Origin of the sequence: Microcella alkalica (genome assembly GCF_014137945.1) — a bacterium.
Lineage (GTDB): Bacteria > Actinomycetota > Actinomycetes > Actinomycetales > Microbacteriaceae > Microcella > Microcella alkalica.
The window spans coordinates 774,461-793,400 of the sequence record NZ_JACGWX010000001.1 but is presented as its reverse complement, the minus strand read 5'-3'; the positions used below and the strand labels follow the sequence as shown (position 1 = coordinate 793,400).

At 71.7% G+C, this 18,940-nt stretch carries 16 protein-coding genes; 10 read left to right on the top strand and 6 right to left on the bottom strand.

Going from position 1 to position 18,940, the window contains the following annotated elements:
• Positions 1-81: 81 nt before the first annotated feature.
• The 3 genes from FHX53_RS03785 to FHX53_RS03775 are packed head-to-tail and all read left to right on the top strand — an operon-like array spanning position 82 to position 2,479.
• On the top strand, positions 82-894 hold the full coding sequence (locus FHX53_RS03785) for a DUF1206 domain-containing protein (RefSeq protein ID WP_182489981.1): 813 nt from the start codon (positions 82-84) through the stop codon (positions 892-894).
• On the top strand, positions 891-1,688 hold the full coding sequence (locus tag FHX53_RS03780) for a DUF1206 domain-containing protein (RefSeq protein WP_343050788.1): 798 nt from the start codon (positions 891-893) through the stop codon (positions 1,686-1,688). The genes FHX53_RS03785 and FHX53_RS03780 overlap by 4 nt, the downstream gene beginning before the upstream one ends.
• Complete coding sequence (locus FHX53_RS03775; protein ID WP_182489980.1) at positions 1,685-2,479, top strand: DUF1206 domain-containing protein; 795 nt, start codon at positions 1,685-1,687, stop codon at positions 2,477-2,479. Before FHX53_RS03780 ends, FHX53_RS03775 begins: the two co-directional genes overlap by 4 nt.
• Positions 2,480-2,485: 6 nt before the next feature.
• Here the strand turns inward: FHX53_RS03775 and FHX53_RS03770 are convergent, their stop codons facing one another.
• The 4 genes from FHX53_RS03770 to FHX53_RS03755 form a co-directional block, all read right to left on the bottom strand.
• On the bottom strand, positions 2,486-3,586 hold the full coding sequence (locus FHX53_RS03770) for an alanine racemase (protein ID WP_182489979.1): 1,101 nt from the start codon (positions 3,584-3,586) through the stop codon (positions 2,486-2,488).
• Between the two features lie 35 nt (positions 3,587-3,621).
• The gene (locus tag FHX53_RS03765) at positions 3,622-5,403 is read right to left on the bottom strand and encodes a DEAD/DEAH box helicase family protein (protein ID WP_182490149.1); all 1,782 of its coding nucleotides are present in this window, start codon (positions 5,401-5,403) and stop codon (positions 3,622-3,624) included.
• Between the two features lie 11 nt (positions 5,404-5,414).
• A complete protein-coding gene (locus FHX53_RS03760; protein ID WP_182489978.1) occupies positions 5,415-6,680 on the bottom strand; it encodes a DNA polymerase IV in 1,266 nt (421 codons plus the stop codon).
• Positions 6,681-6,804: 124 nt separating this feature from the next.
• Positions 6,805-7,074 carry a GlsB/YeaQ/YmgE family stress response membrane protein gene (locus FHX53_RS03755; protein WP_182489977.1) on the bottom strand — a complete coding sequence of 90 codons (270 nt, stop codon included), beginning with the start codon at positions 7,072-7,074 and terminating at the stop codon, positions 6,805-6,807.
• 213 nt (positions 7,075-7,287) lie between these two features.
• Here FHX53_RS03755 and FHX53_RS03750 point away from each other — a divergent pair, with 213 nt between their 5' ends.
• A complete protein-coding gene (locus FHX53_RS03750) occupies positions 7,288-8,064 on the top strand; it encodes an SGNH/GDSL hydrolase family protein (protein ID WP_182489976.1) in 777 nt (258 codons plus the stop codon).
• Here FHX53_RS03750 and FHX53_RS03745 read toward each other — a convergent pair.
• Both FHX53_RS03745 and FHX53_RS03740 read right to left on the bottom strand, forming a co-directional pair.
• Complete coding sequence (locus FHX53_RS03745) at positions 8,024-9,325, bottom strand: D-alanyl-D-alanine carboxypeptidase (RefSeq protein WP_182489975.1); 1,302 nt, start codon at positions 9,323-9,325, stop codon at positions 8,024-8,026. The two genes, FHX53_RS03750 and FHX53_RS03745, sit on opposite strands and share 41 nt — an antisense overlap.
• A 35-nt stretch (positions 9,326-9,360) precedes the next feature.
• Positions 9,361-10,386 (bottom strand): LacI family DNA-binding transcriptional regulator, encoded by a 1,026-nt coding sequence (locus FHX53_RS03740; protein ID WP_182489974.1) that lies wholly within the window; start codon positions 10,384-10,386, stop codon positions 9,361-9,363.
• A 186-nt stretch (positions 10,387-10,572) separates the two neighbouring features.
• On the opposite strand from FHX53_RS03740, the gene FHX53_RS03735 reads away from it, so the two are divergent.
• The 6 genes from FHX53_RS03735 (at position 10,573) to FHX53_RS03710 (ending at position 18,938) form a co-directional block, all read left to right on the top strand.
• A complete protein-coding gene (locus FHX53_RS03735) occupies positions 10,573-12,621 on the top strand; it encodes a beta-galactosidase (protein ID WP_343050786.1) in 2,049 nt (682 codons plus the stop codon).
• A complete protein-coding gene (locus FHX53_RS03730) occupies positions 12,618-13,511 on the top strand; it encodes a carbohydrate ABC transporter permease (RefSeq protein ID WP_343050785.1) in 894 nt (297 codons plus the stop codon). The genes FHX53_RS03735 and FHX53_RS03730 overlap by 4 nt, the downstream gene beginning before the upstream one ends.
• Entirely contained in the window at positions 13,508-14,431 is a 924-nt protein-coding gene (locus FHX53_RS03725) for a carbohydrate ABC transporter permease (RefSeq protein ID WP_220476081.1), read from the top strand. The genes FHX53_RS03730 and FHX53_RS03725 overlap by 4 nt, the downstream gene beginning before the upstream one ends.
• Positions 14,432-14,490: 59 nt before the next feature.
• Positions 14,491-15,388 (top strand): IS5 family transposase gene (locus FHX53_RS03720; RefSeq protein ID WP_425488297.1). Its coding sequence is split into 2 segments (ribosomal slippage): positions 14,491-14,826 and positions 14,828-15,388, totalling 897 coding nucleotides; the frame shifts between segments, so codons are not numbered across the junction.
• A gap of 92 nt (positions 15,389-15,480) precedes the next feature.
• Positions 15,481-16,818: an ABC transporter substrate-binding protein gene (locus FHX53_RS03715; RefSeq protein ID WP_182489973.1), complete on the top strand. Its 1,338-nt coding sequence runs from the start codon at positions 15,481-15,483 to the stop codon at positions 16,816-16,818.
• A gap of 41 nt (positions 16,819-16,859) precedes the next feature.
• Positions 16,860-18,938 (top strand): alpha-galactosidase, encoded by a 2,079-nt coding sequence (locus tag FHX53_RS03710; RefSeq protein ID WP_343050783.1) that lies wholly within the window; start codon positions 16,860-16,862, stop codon positions 18,936-18,938.
• The last annotated feature ends 2 nt before the right edge of the window (positions 18,939-18,940 follow it).

The following is an 18,940-nucleotide window of genomic DNA, read 5'->3' as shown; positions in this document are numbered from 1 at the left end:
GGAGCCGTGCCCGACCTAGCGCGCGCGGAGATCAGCGGCAACCCCGCGACGCGAATCCCCGTCGCCCTCTAGCCTGGGCGGATGACCTCCCGCACCGAGGGCGATGCCGCGCGCCCGCACGGCGTCGCCGTTTCCACCCGCACATACCGCGTCGTCAGCCGCACCGGCTTCGCCGTGAACGGCGTCCTCCACGTCCTGCTCGGCGTCATCGTGCTGTCCATCCCGATCGCCGTGCTCGTCACCCCCGGCGCCGAGAGCGTCGGCGCCCTCCGCGTGGTCGCAGCCAACCCCGGCGGCGCCGTGCTGTTCTGGGTCATCGCGATCGGCTACGTCCTCCTGGGCGCATGGATGCTCGCCAACCCCTTCCTCGGACGCCACCGCGATCACCCCACCCGAGATCGCGCCGTCATGATCGGCCGCGGCGTCGCGTACCTCCTGCTCGGCCTCAGCAGCGGAAGCATCGCCGCCGCCGGCCGCAGCAATCCCCAGGAGGATCCAGGCAGCCTCTCCAGCTCCGTCATGCAGCTTCCCGTGGGCCCTGTCGTCCTCGCGATCTTCGCCCTCCTCATCCTCACGGTCGCGGCCTACTTCGCGCTCAAGGGATGGCGACGCGGATTCCTCGACGACATACGCGTCCCCGCGGAGTCCTCGGGTCGGCGCCCCACACTCATCGCCGGTCGCGTCGCCTACGTCGGCAAGGCGATCGCTCTCGGCATCCTGGGCGCGTTCACCCTTGTCGCGGCCTTCCTCCCTGCCGGACCCGCCGGACTCGACGGGCAGCTCGCGGGTCTCGCTCTTTCCCCCGCCGGCCCCCTGCTGCTCGCGATCGTCGGGCTCGGGCTCATCTCCCATGGGTTCTACACAGCAGCGCGTGCACGGCTGGCCCGGCTGTGAGAGCCCGCGCCGTCAGTGAGGCCCGGAGCAGCAGGCCGTTCCAGATCGCGGCGCGAACGGGCTTCGCCACGAACGGGCTCCTGCACGTGCTCATGGGCCTCCTCGCGCTCGGCGTCGCAACCGGCGCGGGAACGGGCGGTCAGGACGCCGACCCCTCGGGTGCGCTGAGCGCGATCGCGGCGACTCCCGGAGGCATGATCCTCACGTGGGCTCTTGCCGCGGGGCTCGCCGCGCTCGCTCTGTGGCTGCTCATCGAAGGGCTCCTGCTGCTCCTGCCGGCCGGCGAGATCGGCAGGGGTCTTGTGTCCGCGCTCAAGGGGCTCGTCTACGGCGCTCTCGCCGCATCCGCCGTGACGATCGCTATGGGTGGGCGCTCGGACTCCGTCGAGGACGCCCGCGAGGTCAGCGCCTTCCTCATCGGCACGCCAGGCGGGGTCTTCGTCCTCGGCTTGCTCGGTGCCGTGATCGGGGGCATCGGTGCGTACTTCATCGTGAAGGGCGCCCGTCGAGGCTTCCGCGACGACCTGCGCGTCCCCGACGGCAAGACCGGCCGCACGGTCGTCACGCTCGGGGTCATCGGCTACGTCGCGAAGGGCGTCGCCCTCCTCGCGCTCGGCGTGCTCGTGATCGTGGCGGCCGTCACCGCCGATTCGAGCGGCGTGACGGGGCTCGACGGCGCGCTCCGCGCGATCGCGGAGCTTCCGTTCGGCGTCGCGCTCCTGAGCATCGTCGGCGTCGGCCTCGTCGCCTACGGCGTCTACTGCGGCGCGCGGGCTCGCTGGTCGCGTCTGTGAACGGTTCCGAGGCCGTTCAGCAGGTGCACGAGAGTCGGATCTTCACCCTCGTCGCCCGATTCGGGTGGGTCGTCACGGGGCTGCTCCACGTCATCATCGGGGCTCTCGCGATCGCGGTCGCGTTCGGTGATCGACGTGCTCGGCCCGACGAGGTGGGCGCGTTCGAGGCCATCGCCGCCGCTCCGCTCGGCGCCGTCCTCCTCGTCGCCGTGATCGTGAGCCTCGTCGGTCTCGGGCTGTGGATGCTCGCCGACGCGATCCTCAACGGCGGCCCGATGCACCGCTGGACCTCCGGCGTCTCCAGCGCCGCCCAGGGCCTCGTCTACCTCGCCCTGGCGGTGCCTCCCGGCATCCTGCTCTTCGGCGGAGACCTGCAATCGGGTCGCACCTCGCGCGCCCTCAGCGCCTTCCTCCTCGACTCCACCGCCGGCGCCGTGGTCCTCGTGCTCATCGGCGTCGGGATCGCGATCGTCGGCGGGTACTTCGTCGTCAAGGGCCTCCGTCGGCGCTTCTCCTGGGAGCTCCGGCCGATGGCGGAGCGGCGGGGCCGCGCCGTGCGCGCGCTCGGCGCCGTCGGCTACGTCGCTCGCGGCATCGCGTTCCTCCTCCTCGCCGGGCTCATCATCGTCGAGGCCATCGAGGTCGACCCGAACGACGTCACCGGTCTCGCCGGAGCGCTCGGCGCCGTCCGTCGCGGATTCCTCGGCGAGTTCTGGCTCGCGTCGATCGGCGCGGGGCTTGTGATCTACGGCGTCTACGGTTTCGCCCGCGCGCGATTCGCGCGACTCTGACGCGCGCTAGGTGTTCGCACCGCGTGCCGACACCGACCACGTGCCCGTCTCGACGCCCGCGCGCTCGATGACGAGCGCATCGGCGAGGTTGACGGCCGAGCAGACGTGGTTCGGTGCGACGCGCATCCGCGTCCCCACAGCCGGCGCGTCCATTCCCACCGGTAGCGAGATGGTCGCGTGATGCTCCGAGAGCGCCACGATGCGCGCCTCCGGCGCGTCGAGCACGCGTCCGAAGCCCGTCGTCCAGCCGGGACGATCGGCCCCGAGCATCTTGCTGCCCGCATCGAGCACCACGATGCCCTCGCGCCGGCTCACGACCGTCGCGAGCGCCCACAGGGCGATCGATGCCGGGTCGCATGATCCGAGCTCCCACTGCTGCGCGTCGCCGAGGGCGTAGACGCCCGGCCGCAGCTCGGTCAGCACGCCCTGATCGGCCGCGTGCGCGCTCGGCGTCGACCCGCCGCTCACGATGGGGCACGGGATGCCGGCGGCCGTGAGCGCGTCGCGCGCGATCGTGAGGGCCGCGGCCTCGTCCCGCGCAGCGTCGTCGCCCGCCCCGAGCCCGTAGGAGTGCCCGGGGAAGGTGAACACTCCGTCGACCGCGAGCCGGGCGTCGCGCGCGGCGGCGGCGACCTCCGCGGCCCGGTCGGGCGCGCAGCCGGAGCGGTGGTGCCCGCTGTCGACCTCGACTGCGATCGCGAGCGGGGTGCTGTCGGCGCGGTCGGAGGCCGAGCCGGCAGCGCGGCGACCGGCGTGCACAGCGGCGGCGAGCATCCGCACGCTCTCGACGGAATCGGCCCCGACGCGCACGCGCGCGAGGGTCGTGAGCGCGCGGAGACGCTCCGCGCGCGGCCCTTCCGCCCAGATCGGATAGGCGATGAAGAGATCGTCGAACCCCCCTGCCGCGAAGACCTCCGCCTCGGCGACCGTCGCCACGGTGAGCCCGACGGCCCCGTGGGCGAGCTGGTGCCGCGCGATGTCGAGCGACTTGTGCGTCTTCGCGTGCGGCCGGAGGGCCAGGCCCCGTGCTCGGGCGTGCTCGGCCATCGCGGAGAGGTTCGCCTCGAGCACGTCGGCGTCGACGACGAGGCAGGGTGTGTCGCGCATGCGACCATCCTGCCGCGCCGCGGGCGCGCGCGGTCTCAGCCGCCGGCGGCCATCTGCCTGCGCAGGAAGTCGATGCGCGACTGCAGCTGCGCGACGCTCGCCTGCCCGACCGCGGGACCGCCGCAGACGCGGCGCAGTTCGGCGTGCACGTGGCCGTGCGGCTGACCGGTGAGCTTGGCGCGCAGACCGACGAGGTTGTTGAGCAGCGTGCGCTGCTCCTTGAGCGTGCGATAGAGCGGGGCGGGCTGGCGCTCGGAGGGCGGGCGCTCGGCGACGCGGCGCATCTGGCGCTGATAGCGCGATCGCAGCAGCTCGTGCACCTGGTCGGGCTCGAGGATGCCGGGGAGGCCGAGGAAGTCGAGCTCCTCGAGACTGCCGACCTCGGCCTGCTGGCCGAACTCGACGCCCTCGTAGAGCACCTTGTCGAACTGCGCGTGCGACTCCAGCGCCGCGAAGGCGTAGGTCTCCGTGAGCGCGTCGCTCGCGCTCTCGCCCGTCTCGGCCTCGCGCATCAGATCGTCGGCCAGCAGCTCGTCTCCTGAGCCCTCGCGGTCGAGCGCGTGATCGCGCTCGCGCTCGAGCTCGTTGGCGAGACCCATGATGGGCGGGACGCTCGGGATGAAGATCGACGCCGTCTCGCCTCGGCGCCGCGCGCGCACGAAGCGCCCGATCGCCTGCGCGAAGAACAGCGGGGTCGACGAGCTCGTCGCGTAGACGCCGACCGCGAGCCGCGGCACGTCCACCCCCTCGGAGACCATCCGGACGGCGACGAGCCAGCGACCGTCGCCATCGGCGTACTGCTGGATCCGCCCGCTCGCGCCCTTGTCGTCGGAGAGCACGACCGTCGGCTCCTCCCCCGTCAGCCGGTGCAGCAGCGCCCCGTAGGCGCGTGCGGCGGTCTGGTCCGTCGCGATGACGAGACCTCCGGCGTCGGGCACGGAGTGGCGCACCTCGGTCAGCCGGCGGTCAGCGGCGGACAGCACCCCGGGCATCCACTGCCCCTCGGGGTCGAGCGCGGTGCGCCAGGCCTGGGAGGTGACGTCCTGCGTGTCGCCCTGGCCGAGGTGGGCCTCCATCTCGTCGCCGGTCGTGGTCCGCCAGCGCACCTTCCCCGCGTAGGCCATGAAGAGCACGGGCCGGACGACGCCGTCAGCGAGGGCGCGCCCGTACCCGTACGCGTAATCGGTCTGCGAGACTCGGATGCCCTGCTCATCGGGCACGTACGACACGAACGGGATCGGCGCGGTGTCGGAGCGGAAGGGCGTGCCCGTGAGCGACAGGCGCCTCGCGGCTCCCTCGTAGGCCTCGCGGATGGCGTCTCCCCAGCTGAGCGCGTCGCCGCCGTGGTGCACCTCGTCGAGGATGACGAGCGTCGACGCCGTCTCGGTGAGCGTGCGGTGGAGGTACGGCTTCGCGGCGACCTGCGCGTAGGTGACGGCGATGCCGTGGAAGGCGCGCGGGATGATGCGCTGACTGTTGCGGAAGGCGGGATCGAGGCGGATTCCCACGCGGTGCGCCGCGTCGGCCCACTGGCGCTTGAGGTGCTCGGTCGGCGCGACGACGATCACCCGATCGACGGCGCGGCGCGCGAGCAGCTCGGTCGCGAGTCGGAGGGCGAAAGTCGTCTTGCCGGCACCGGGCGTCGCGGCGGCGAGGAAGTCGCGCGGCTCGGTCGCGAAGTACTTGTCGAGCGCCGCGGCCTGCCAGGCGCGGAGCCGGCTCGCGGTGCCGCGCGCCGCCCTTTCCGGGAACGACGGAGAGAGATGCTCGGCCGCGAAGGTGCCCACGTGGGGGGCGCTGCGGTCGGAGGTGCTCACTCGACCCGATGCTAGTCGAGGCTCCCGACATCGTCGGTCGACAGCGCCGAGCGCCGGCGCCGCTCCCCCGGCGAGAGCAGGGATGCTCGCTGGATCGCTCCGCGCCCGAACCGCTCGGTGACCGCGTCGAGAGTCGTCTCGGTCTCGCGCCATGGCTCGTCGTCATCCCAGAGACCTCGAGCCACCGATCCGGCAGGCAGCAGGTTCTCGGCGCGCACACCGATGAGGCGGATGCCCGTGCCGACCGGGCGCGCCTCCGCGAGCAGCGCGCGCGCCTCGCGCGACAGCCGCTCGGCCACATCGCTCGGCTCGGTGAGCGTGCGCGACCGCGTGATGGTGCGGAAGTCGCCGAAGCGGATCTTGACCGCGACGGTGCGCGCGACCCAGCCGCCACGGCGCAGGCGCTCGGCGACGCGCGTCGACAGGCGCAGCAGCTCGCGGTCGAGCGCGACGGCATCGCTCACGTCGCGCTCGAACGTCACCTCGTGGCCGATGGACTTCTCGTCCCGTCCGGGCGTGACCGACCGGGGATCGCGGCCCCAGGCGAGCTCGTGCAGCCGCATCGTGCCTGCGTCGCCGATCGCGGCGCGCAGCGAGTCGAGCGGCGTGGTGGCGAGGTCGCCGATCGTCCGAAGCCCGAGGCGGGAGAGGCGCTCCTCCGTCGAGGCGCCCACGCCCCACAGCGCGGAGATCGGCTGCGGATGGAGGAAGGCGAGCGTGTCGGCCTCGGGCACGACGAGCAGGCCGTCGGGCTTGGCCCTGCTGGAGGCGAGCTTGGCGACGAACTTCGTCGCGGCGGCGCCGACCGAGGCGGTGAGGCCCGTCTCGCGCCGGATGCGGTCGCGCAGCGCGGTCGCGATCGCGAACGGCGGCCCGAAGAGCGGAATGGCGCCGCGCACATCGAGGAACGCCTCGTCGATCGAGAGCGGCTCCACGAGTGGCGTCGTGTCGCCGAGGATCCGCATGACCTCACGCGAGAAGTGCTGATAGCGGTCGTAGTGCGGCTCGAGCACGATCGCGTTCGGACAGCGGCGCAGGGCGATGGCCATCGGCATGGCCGAGTTGACCCCGTAGCGGCGTGCCTCGTAGGTCGCCGCCGTCACGACCGAGCGCGCGCCGCGATGGCCCACGATCACCGGCTTCCCCTGCAGCTCCGGCCGTTCGAGGAGCTCGACCGACGCGAAGAACGCGTCCATGTCGAGGTGCAGGATGCTCGCGCTCGTGTCGTCGGTCGGTGCGACGGTGACCTGCCGCCCGCTGCCGTCCTGCTTGCTCACGCGGACATCCTGGCATCGACCGCCGACCGCCGACCGCCGACCGCCGACCGCCGCGATCGAACGGACACGCGAACGGGGGCGGATCGCCGAAGCGATCCGCCCCCGTGAGCGGTACTGGTCGCGATTACGCGCGACGGCCCTTGCGGCCGGTGACGGCGGCGTAGATGAGGATCACGATGATCGCGCCGCCGATGGCGAGCAGCCAGGTGCCGAGGTCGAAGAACTCCTCGAGGCCGCGGCCGAACAGCACGCTGCCGAGCCATCCGCCGAGCAGCGCACCGAGGACGCCGAGGACGAGGGTCATCAGCCAGCCGATGCCCTGCTTGCCGGGGATGATGAGCTTCGCGATCGCGCCGGCGATGAGCCCGAGAAGGAGGAAAGCGAGGAAACCCATGGGATTGTCCTTTCGTTGTGGCGAGAGCCAGCGGACTCTCAGCCTTCGTTCGAACGACTCGGTGGAATCGCTCGGCCGATAGTCAAGCACACCCCCCGATCGAGGGGTGCGAGGGTCTCAGAATCCTCCCAGGTTCCGAAGCGCGGACCGGAGGCGCCCGGGAGTCGCCTCGACTTGTGCCTGCCACCCGTGAACCTCTGCGACGATAGGAGCATGTCTCAGCTGCACCCCTGGTCACGGTACGTCGCGATCGGCGACTCGTTCACGGAGGGCATCGGGGACCCCGAGCCCGAGTCCCCCGGCGGACACCGCGGATGGGCCGATCGCGTCGCCGAGCAGCTCGCCGAGCGCACCGACGACTTCGCCTACGCCAACCTCGCCGTCCGCGGGCGGCTGCTGCAGCAGATCGCCGACGAGCAGATCGACCCGGCCCTCGCCCTGCGCCCCGACCTCATCTCGATCTCCGCCGGGGGCAACGACATCCTCCGGCCCGGCACCGACCCCGACGAGGTCGCCCAGCGATTCGACGACGCCATCGCGCGCCTGCGCTCCGACGGAGCGACCGTGGTGATCTTCACCGGCCCCGACATCGGCATGACGCCCGTGCTGCGGCGCGTGCGCGGCAAGGTCGCGATCTACAACGAGAACCTCCGCTACGTCGCCGCGAAGCGCGATGCAATCGTCATCGACATGTGGGCGCTGCGCGAGCTGCAGGACTCCCGCATGTGGCACCCCGACCGCCTGCACTTCTCGTCCCTCGGGCATCACACGATCGCGCGAGCGACGCTCGGCGCTCTCGGCATCGAGCACGACCTGCAGCCCATGCGCCCCGAGCCGCTGCCCGGCCGCACGTGGCGTCAGGCGCGCACCGAGGATCTGGGCTGGGCCCGCGAGCACCTCGTGCCGTGGGTCGTGCGGCGCATCCGACACCAGTCGTCGGGCGATCTCATCACCGCGAAGCGGCCGGAGGCGGGCTCGCCGCGACGCTGACCGCGCGGAGGGCGATCGGGCGCCGCGCGACCTGCTCCTCGAGGATGCCCCACTCCCGCAGCGGCCGCATGAGCCGCCACCACACGTCAGGGCCGCCCATCCGTCCGCTCCACTCGAGCGGGACATCCAGCTGCTCGTCGCCGAGCTGCACGATCATAAGCGGATCCTCCGGCGCCCTGCCACCGGGCGCGAGCGCGGGCGTCGGCACGAACGTCTGGCTCGTCGCCTCGCCCCAGACGAGCTCGCGCGCGTCGTCGGCGATGCGCAGCTCGACCTCGTCCCCCCAGGCCGCCCGCCATCGGGCGACGACCTCTCCTGCCGTGCCGAGCTCCACCGAGCGGTAGTCGTCCACGACGCTCGTCAGCAGCGTGCGCGAATCGGCGGCGGCCCGTGCGTGCACGTCGGCGTCGAGCACGACTCCGACGGTCTCGACGAGCTCGCCGTCGACCTCGGTACGTCCCGAGAACAGCAGGCAGGCGCCCGCCTCCTGGGTCGTGCCGGTCTTGAGGCCGGTGACGCCGTCGAGGCCGAGCGCGGTGTTGCGATTCTCGAACACGCCCACGCCCGGCACGTCGATGCGCTCGAGTCCGGCCGAGTCGGCGACGACGGGGTTCGCGACCGCGAGGCGGGCGAGGTCGAGCAGTGCTCGCGGCGTGCCCGAGCTCTGCGGCGAGAACCCGGTCGCGTCGGCGACCCTGAGCTCCTCGAGGCCCTCCCGATCGATCCACTCGGCTGCGGCCTCGACGTAGGCCTCGATCGAGCCGAACGCCCAGATCGCGAGCGTGTCCGCGTAGTTGTTCGCCGACCACACGAGCATGAGATCGATCATCTGACGCTGGGTCAGCTGCAGACCCTCGCGAGCCGGAGCGTACGAGCCGTTGCGCGCGATGTATTCCTCGTCGAGCGCGCCGGCGGCGGCGTCGAGGGTGATCGTCGGTCCGCTCTCGCCGGCGGCGATCGGCGAGCGGTCGAGCACGACGAGCGCCGTCACGAGCTTGGTGATCGACGCGATGGGTCGTGCGGTGTCGACATCGACGCCCGCGTAGACGGCGCCGCGCTCGTCGACCGGCCCGATCGCGCTCGCTCCGTAGCCCGGGAGGGCGACGGTCTCGACGGGCGTGGCGATGATCGCTCTCTCGATCACGTGCCCGGCCACGGCGGGGACGGGCGTCATGAGCGCATAGCTCGAGTACAGACCCGCGCCGGTCGCGAGAGAGCCGGCGGTGATCCCGGCGACGAGGGCGAGGGATCGGCGGTGCACCCGCTCAGTCTACGAAGCGCGAGCTGATGCCCGGCTCAGGCCGAGGCGCGCCAGACCACCTCGGTGTCGAGCACGACTCCCCCGTCGCCGCTCGTGCCTCCCGACCGGATCTGCTCGAGGACGAGCTCGGCGGCGCGCGCGCCGAGGGAGGCCGCGGGCTGCCGCACGGTCGACAGGAGCGGCTGGCTCCGCAGCGCCCACGCGGAGTCGTCGAAGCCGACCACACCGACGTCCTCCGGCACACGGCGGCCGCGCGCGCGCAGGACGTCGATCGCGCCGGCCGCGACCGCGTCGGAGGCAGCGAAGACGCCGTCGATCGCCGGATCGCGCTCGAGCAGCTCGGTCATGCCCGCGACACCGGCGTCGAAGGTGTAGAAGGGCTGGCGGGAGACGAGATCGGCGTCGTAGCGCGCGCCCAGGGCGTCCTGGAAGCCGGCGAGCCGATCGCGGCCGGAGTCGCGGTCGAGCCCGGCAGCGATCATGCCGACGCGGTGGCGACCGGTCGCGGCGAGCCGCTCGGAGATCTGCTGCGCGGCCCCCCGGTTGTCGATGCCCACCCAGGCCAGACGGGGCTGGTTGTCCGGTCGCCCGATCATCACCGCGGGCAGCCGCAGCTCCGCGATCGCCTGCGAGATCGGGTCGCCCTCGCGCGCCGAGACGATGATCGCGCCGTCGACGAAGCCTCCGCCGAGGTAGCCGCTCACGCGCTCGGAGTCGCGGTCGGTCTCGATCACGAGCGTCACGAGCTGGTAGTCGGCGGCCGAGAGGGCGCTGTTGGTGCCGAGCAGGATGTTGCCGATGTTGGGGTCGTCCACGAAGACCGAGTGCGGCTCGTGCACGATGAGCGCGATGGCCCCGGAGGACTGCCTCGCGAGGTTGCGCGCCGCGGTGTTGCGCACGTAGCCGACCTTGGCGATCGCCGCCTCGATGGCGGTGCGCGCGGTCTCGGAGACGTACGGTTCGCCGTTGAGCACGCGCGAGACGGTGCCCCTCGAGACGCCCGCCTCCGCGGCCACGTCGAAGATCGTGGCGCGCTTCGGGCGCGGTGCTGGCGGGGTCATGGTGGTCAGTGTATCGACGCGCGACACGCCGGAAGGCACGCCCGATCGTTGACACCCGGACGGGGGCACGCCTAGTCTGTGCACGCTCCCAGAATTCGTCAGGGCGTTCGTCGCAGCTCGGTCTGTGCACGCTCCCAGAATCCTCGAGCGACAACGACGTTGACCGAAGGAATCCAGGACCGCACCGTGAGCCTCACCCCCGCCCTCCCCCGCACGACCGCCGAGCCGCTCGTGCCCGGCTGGCCGACGGCGTCGGTCCTCCTCGGCTGCGACTACAACCCCGAGCAGTGGCGCCCCGAGGTGTGGCGCGAGGACGTCGGCCTCATGCGCGAGCTCGGCGTCGACCTCGTCGCGATCAACATCTTCGGCTGGGCGCACCTCGAACCCCGCGACGGCGAGTTCGACTTCAGCGGGCTCGACGCGATCATCGCGCTCCTGCACGAGGCGGGCATCCGCATCAATCTCGGGACCGGCACCTCCTCGCCGCCGCCGTGGCTGTCGCGGCTACACCCCGAGATCCTTCCGCGCGATCGCGCCGGCGTCATCGCCTACCCCGGCGGCCGTCAGGCATGGTGCCCCAGCTCGCCCGTCTTCCGCGAGCGGGCGCTCGCCCTCGTGGAGCGCGTCGCCGACCGCTACGGCGAGCACCCCGCTGTCGCTCTCTGGCACGTCTCCAACGAGCTCGGCTGCCACAACGCCCTCTGCTACTGCGACGTCTCCGCCGCCGCCTTCCGTGACTGGCTCGCGCGCCGGTACGGCTCGATCGAGGCGCTCAACGCGGCGTGGGGCACGGCCTTCTGGAGCCAGCGCTACAGCGAGTGGGCCGACGTCCTCCCGCCGCGCGCGACGCTGTCGGCCGGGAACCCGGCCCAGCAGCTCGACTTCCAGCGCTTCTCCTCCGACGAGCTGCTCGCGCACTACCGAGCCGAGGCCGAGGTGATCCGCCGTCGCTCCTCCGCGCCCGTCACGACCAACCTCATGGTTACCGACCACATCAGCGCCCTCGACTACTGGAGCTGGGCCGGCGACCTCGATGTCATCGCCAACGACCACTACCTCGACCACCGCCTCGCCGAGCCGCTCGGCGAGCTCGCCTTCAGCGCCGATCTCACGCGCGGACTCGCGAACGGCGCACCGTGGATGCTCATGGAGACCTCCACGAGCGCCGTCAGCTGGCAGCCCGTGAACCACGCCAAGCGCGAGGGCGAGCTCGCCCGCACCGTGCTCGGGCACGTCGCCAGGGGTGCCGACTCGATCTGCTTCTTCCAGTGGCGCGCATCGCAGCGCGGCGCCGAGAAGTTCCACTCCGCGCTCCTCCCCCACGCCGGCGCGACCGGGCCGGCCTGGCGGCAGACCGTCGAGCTCTCGGCCCTCCTCGATCGGCTCGAGCCCGTCGTCGGGATGCGCGTCGAGGCGCGTGCCGCCATGGTCGTCGGCTGGGAGCCCCGGTGGGCCGCCGAGGTCGACACGCATCCCTCGCAGCTGCTGCAGTACCTGCCCGAGGCCCGCCGCTACCACCGCGCCCTGCGCTCGCTCGGCGTCACCGTCGACATGGTGCGGCCGGGCGACTCTCTCGCCGGGTACGACCTCGTCGTCGTCCCGACGCTCTACTCGGTGACGGATGCCGCGGCCGACACGATCGCGCACGCCGCGGCCTCCGGCGCGACCGTCCTCATCACCCCCTTCAGCGGACTCGCCGACGAGGACGCCGCCATCCGCCTCGGCGGCCACCCCGGCGCCTTCCGCGACCTGCTCGGCATCGTCATCGACGAGCTGCGGCCGCTCGCGGCCGGGGACGCGGTCGTGCTCGAGAGCGGGGCGACGGCGACCATCTGGAGCGAGGCGCTGCGCGCCGAGCGGGCCGAGGTGCTCGACCGCTTCGCGAGCGGACCGGCCGCGGGCTCGCCCGCGATCACTCGGGCGACGCACGGCTCGGGCGCCGCGTGGTACCTCGCGACGGTGCTCGAGGCCGACGCGCTGCGAGCGGTGATGCGGCGCGCGTGCGCCGAGGCGGGCATCCCCGTCATCGACGTCGGCGACGACGTCGACCTCGTCGTCCGCAGCGGCGACGGCCGCACGGTGACGATCGTCATCAACCACCGCGACGCCGAGCTGACGCTCGCCGATCTTGCGCTCCACGGCGTTGACCTCGTCACCGGCGAGAGCGTGTCCGGCCCCGCCGCCGTCGCCGCGGGCGGCATCATCGCCGTGCTGACCGAGAGGAGTCACTCGTGACCGACACCGCCGTGCGCCGCCCGCGCGCCGTGCGCCACCGAGGGTCCATCGCGATCTTCCTGGCGCCGTTCGGAATGCTCTTCGCGCTCTTCTACATCGTGCCGATCGGCTACGCCGTCTACCAGTCGCTGCTCGTCGTCGAGCGCGATGGCACCTTCGGGCCCGCCGTGCAGGTCTTCGGCGGTCTCACGCAGTACATCGCCGTGTTCGAGAACCAGGCGTTCTGGTCGTCGATCGGCCGCGTGCTGCTGTTCGGTGTCGTGCAGGTGCCGATCATGCTCGGCATCGCGCTCGTGCTGGCGCTGCTGCTCGACTCGCCCCTCGTGCGGGGCTCGAAGTTCTTCAGGCTCGCGTTCTTCGCCCCCTACGCGGTGCCGAGCGTCATCGCCGCGATCATGTGGGGCTTCCTGTACTCCCCCAACCTCTCGCCCTTCACCGGGGTGACGCAGGCCGTGGACTTCCTCTCGGCCGGCAACGTGCTGTGGTCGATCGCGAACGTCGTGACCTGGGTCTACGTCGGCTACAACATGCTCATCATCTACTCGGCGCTCCTGGCGATCCCGAGCGAGATCTACGAGGCCGCGCGCCTCGACGGCGCGAGCCAGCTGCGCATCGCGTGGTCGATCAAGATCCCGCTCGTCGTGCCGGCGCTCGTGCTCACGGGAATCTTCTCGATCATCGGCACGCTCCAGCTGCTCGCCGAGCCGCAGGTGTTCCAGTCGTTCACCTCGGCGGTGACGAGCACGTTCACCCCGAACCTCACCATCTACTCCACCGCATCGGTGCCGAACATCAGCCTCGCGGCGGCCATGAGCGTCGTGCTCGCGCTCGCCACGTTCGTGCTCTCGTTCACGGTGCTCAAGCTCACGCAGCGGAGGACGGCAGCATGACCGCGACATCCCCTCGCCTCGAGAAGGCCCAGAAGACCGCGAAAGCGCCGAAGCCCGGCCGCGAGAACGGGCGCAGCGGAATCCGCGAGAGCGCGGCATCCCGCACGATCGCGATGGCCGTCATGGTCGTCGCCACGCTGTACTTCCTCACGCCGATCTGGTGGCTGCTCGTCGCCTCGAGCAAGACGCGCGCCGACTTCACGACGACCGCACCGCTCTGGTTCGCCGACTTCGCCCTGTTCGACAACATCGCCGCGCTCTTCGACTACCGCAACGCTGTCTTCCTCCGCTGGCTCGGCAACAGCGCACTCTACGCCGGCGTCGGTGCCCTGCTCGCGACGATCATCGCGGCGATGGCGGGCTACGCGATCGCGAAGTACAGCTTCCGCGGCCGCGAGCTGCTGTTCAACATCATCCTCGGCGGCGTGCTCGTCCCCGCGACGGCGCTCGCGCTGCCGCTGTTCCTGCTCTTCAGCCAGGTCGGCGCGACGAACACCATCTGGGCCGTCTTCCTGCCGAGCCTCGTGAGCCCCTTCGGCGTCTACCTCTCGCGCATCTACGCCGCGGCGAGCGTGCCGGATGAGATCGTCGAGGCCGCGCGCATCGACGGCGCGGGCGAGCTCCGCACGTTCTTCACGGTCGCCACGCGGCTCATGGCCCCGGCGCTCGTGACGATCTTCCTGTTCCAGTTCGTCGCGATCTGGAACAACTTCTTCCTCCCGCTCATCATGCTGCGCGACGAGAGCCTGTTCCCCGTGACGCTCGGCCTCTACGTCTGGAACACGCAGGTGAGCCAGATCCCCGACATCCGCGCCCTCGTCATCGTCGGCTCGCTCCTGTCGATCATCCCGCTCATCCTCACCTTCCTCGGCCTGCAGCGCTTCTGGCAGTCCGGGCTCGCGAGCGGCGGGCTCAAGTGACCCCGGCCCCCTAGGGCGTGTCTCGTAACCTCTGCGGGATGTTGCGGCAGGCTGGGAGCGTGACGCGTACTCGTACTTTGTCGGATTCTGCTTGGGCTCGGATCGAGCCTTTGATGCCGATCGCTTCCCGCAAGGGCGGGCGACCGTTTCAGGAGCATCGTCGGGTGCTGGAGGGGATCGTGTGGCGGTATCGGACGGGTTCGCCGTGGCGTGATCTGCCCGCCGAGTTCGGGCCGTGGCAGACCGCGTGGAAGCGTCATCGCCGGTTCAGCGGAGACGGCACTTGGGATCGTATCTACGCCGAGATCCTCGCTGACGCGGACGCAGCGGGCGAGATCGAATGGGCCGTCAGCGTGGACTCCACCATCAACCGTGCGCATCAGCACGCAACGAACCTCCCGCGCGACACGGGGGGCTCTATCGAGTTACAAGAATTTGCGGGAGGAGCCGCCTGACCACGCGATTGGCAGGTCACGCGGAGGGTTGAGCACGAAGATCCACCACCTCGTCGACGGCCGCGGGCTACCGCTGGTCGTGCTGGTCGGCCCCGGGCAGGCCGGCGATGCCCCGATGTTCCCCGTGCTCATGGACCACCTCAAAGTTGGCCGGCGTGGCCCGGGCAGGCCCCGCTCGAGACCGGACCGCGTCCGCGGCGACAAGGCGTATTCCTCGCGTGCCATCCGCACCCGCCTGCGCGAACGCGGGATCGTCGCCGTGATCCCCGAGCCCTCCGACCAGCAGGGACACCGGCAGCGTCGCGGCTCCCGTGGCGGGCGACCAGTCAGCTACGACGTCGAGGACTACAAGGGTCGCAACGTTGTCGAACGCGGCTTCAACGAAGACAAGCAATGGCGTGGGCTCGCCACCAGATACGACAAACTCGCGCTCACCTACCGCGGCGGCGCGGTCCTGCGAGCCATCACACTCTGGCTCAAACGCTTAGGAGACACGCCCTAGGCCGCCCCCGACTCCCGATCGCGACCCGATCGGGCGCACCACCCGCACCACCGGAATCACCCGAACCACCACAAAGAGAAAGGACCACACGCATGGCGATCTCCACCGTCGCACGCGCCGGAGCCATGGCGGCTCTCGCAGCGCTCGCACTCACCGCCTGCTCGACCGGAGGCACCGACGCCCCCGGAGCCGGAGCCCCCGGAGGCGACTGCGCCCCCTCCGACGGACCCGTCGAGCTCACGTTCACAAGCTGGCTCCCCGGAATCGACGAGGCCGTCGCGATCTGGAACGACCAGAACCCGGACATCCAGGTCACCGTCCAGACCGGTCCTAACGGCAACGGCGGCACCTACCAGAACTTCTTCAACCAGCTCGAGGCCGGCAATGCTCCGGACCTCGGTCAGATCGAGTTCGACGCCCTCCCCAACTTCCGCGTGCAGGACGGCCTCGAGAACATCGCCGCGTGCGACGGCATCCTGGATGCCGAGAGCCAGTTCGTTGACTGGACCTGGAGCCAGGTGACGTTCGGCGAGGAAGACGCGGTCTACGCGATCCCGCAGGACACCGGCCCCATGGCCATGTTCTACCGCGCCGACCTCTTCGAGGCCGCCGGCATCGAGATCCCCGAGACGTGGGAAGAGTACGAGGCCGCTGCCGCGCAGATCCGCGAGGAGGGCGGCTACATCAACAACTTCTCGCAGAGCGACATCAACGCCTTCGCCGGACTGGTCTGGCAGACCGGCGGTCAGTGGTTCGCGAACGACGGCGAGGCCTGGGAGGTCTCGCTGACGGGTGACGAGTCGCTCGAGGTCGCCGAGTACTGGCAGGGCATGATCGAGAACGACCTCGTCGCGAAGTACCCGCCGTGGACGGACGAGTGGAACGCCGCGTACAACTCCAGCGAGATCTGGACCTGGGTCTCCGCGGTCTGGGGCGCCAACACGATCCTCAGCGGCGCACCCGACACCGCGGGCAACTGGGCCGTCGCGCCCATGCCGCAGTGGGAGGCCGGCCAGTCGGCCGCCGGTAACTGGGGCGGCTCGACCACGGCGGTGCTCAAGGGCTCCGACCACCCGTACGAGGCGGCGCAGTTCGCGCTCTGGCTCAACATCGACGACGACGCGCTCACGGCGATGAACCGCACCGCGCAGATCTACCCGGCGACGGTCGAGGGTGCGAACCTCCCGGTCTTCGCCGAGGGCGTGGAGTTCTACGGCGGCCAGAAGATCTACGAGGTCTTCGCGGCGGCCGGCGCCGAGGTCGACCCCAGCTTCACGTGGGGCCCGACCATGACGCAGGTCTACAACGACGTCGCTGACGGCTTCTCCGGCGCCCTCTCGGGCAGCGGTACGCTCATGGACGCTCTGGAGTCCGGCCAGGCCTCAACGATCTCCGCCCTCGAGGCGGCGTCGATCCCCGTCAAGGAGTAACCATCTCCCTGCACCACCTCCGCGCCGCGGGTGTCAGCCTCGTGCTCGACGCCCGCGGCGCGGCCGTGCCCGCCGTCCGCTACTGGGGCCCCGATCTCGGCCCCCTCGACGAGGCCGACCTCGCGGTCGTCGCCGTCGCCCCCGCGATCGCGCCGAGCTCGCCCGACATCCCGCTCGTGCCGTCCGTCCTCCCGACGCCCGCCGAGGGCTGGACCGGGCTCCCCGGCATCGAGGCGCATCGAGTGGGGATGCCCGCCTCTCGCTCTCCTCTCCGCCTCACCCCCACGGCCGTGCACCGCTCCGCCCCCGCCGGCCTCGTGGTCGCGCTGCGCGCGCACGACGAGCACGGCCTCCTCCTCGACCTCGACTGGAGCGCGGAGCTCACCGACGAGGGAATCGTCGAGGTCTCGGTCGCCGCGACCGCCGCGGGCGAGCATCCCGTCGCTCTCGGTCGGCTCGCCGCGCGCCTGCCCGTTCCCGCCCGCGCGAGCGACCTGCTCGACTTCTCCGGCCTGTGGGCCGGTGAACGCCGCCCGCAGCGCGGCCCCGTGCGCGACGGCGTCCACTTGCGCGAGCAGCGCCAGGGGCGCCCCGGCCACGACGCGCCCTTCCTGACGGTCGCCGGCACGCCCGGCTTCGGCTTCGCCGCGGGCGAGGTCTGGAGCCTGCACCACGCCTGGAGCGGCGACAGCCGCATCGCGCTCGAATCCCTCGCGACCGGTCATCGGCACCTCGGTGCCGAGGAGCTTCTGCAGCCCGGTGAGATCGTGCTCGCTCCCGGCGAGCACTATGACGCGCCCCTCGCGCTCTTCGCGTTCTCCGGCCAGGGTCTCGACGGCCTCTCCGACCGCTTCCACCCCTACGTGCGCCGCATCTCGCCTCCCACGCACCGCCCCGTCGTGCTCAACACGTGGGAGGCCGTCTACTTCGACCAGTCGCTCGCCGCGCTCGTGCCGCTCGTCGACGCGGCCGCCGACCTCGGGGTCGAGCGCTTCGTGCTCGACGACGGGTGGTTCGCCGGCCGCACCGACGACCGCCGCGCTCTCGGCGACTGGATCGTCGACTCCGACCGCTGGCCCGCGGGCCTGCACCCGCTCGTCGGGCTGGTCGAGCAGCGCGGCATGGATTTCGGCCTGTGGGTCGAGCCCGAGATGGTGAGCCCCGAGTCGCGGCTCGCGCGCGAGCACCCCGACTGGCTGCTCGCCTCCTCCGACGGTGCGGTGCCGCCGACGTGGCGCTGGCAGCACGCGCTCGACCTCACGAACCCGGCGGTGCGCGAGCACCTGCTCTCCGCCCTCGGAGCGCTGCTCGACGAGTACCCGATCCGGTTCCTCAAGTGGGATCACAACCGCGCGCTCATGGCAGGCGGCTCCGCGGCGCAGACCCGCGCCCTCTACGCCCTGCTCGACGAGCTGCGCGCCCGGCACCCCGATGTCGCGATCGAGTCGTGCGCATCCGGCGGCGGCCGCATCGACCTCGGCATCGCCCGCCGCACGCACCGCTTCTGGACGAGCGACACGAACGACGCCCTCGAGCGGCAGAGCATCCAGCGCTGGTCGAGCATCCTCGTGCCGCTCGAGCTGCTCGGCGGCCACGTCGGCGCTCCGCGCGCCCACATCACGGGCCGCACGCACGACCTCTCGCTGCGCCTCGCAACGGCCCTGTTCGGCCACGCGGGCATCGAGTGGGATGTCACGCGCGCGAGCGACGACGATCGCGCCCTGCTTCGCGAGTGGGTCGCGACGGTGCAGCGCTTCCGGCCGCTCCTCCACTCGGGACGCACCGTGCGCGTCGATCCCGACGACGACGCGAGCCGTCTCGTGCACGGCGTCGTCGCGCCCGATCGCGGCGAGGCGCTCTTCAGCCTCGCGACCACGGCCGCCTCGCGCGTGTCGGTGCCTCCGCCGCTGCGCCTGCCCGGTCTCGACCCCGATCGCCGCTATCGCGTCGCGCTCGTCCCGCTCGGCACGCCTCCGCGTGCGGTGCAGGATGCCCCTCCCGCGTGGTTCGCGACCGGCGAGGTCATCGCGTCGGGCCGCGTGCTCGCCGAGGCGGGCCTGCCCGTGCCGCTCCTCGCTCCCGAGCAGGCGATCGTGCTGCACGCGATCGCGCTCGACTGAGC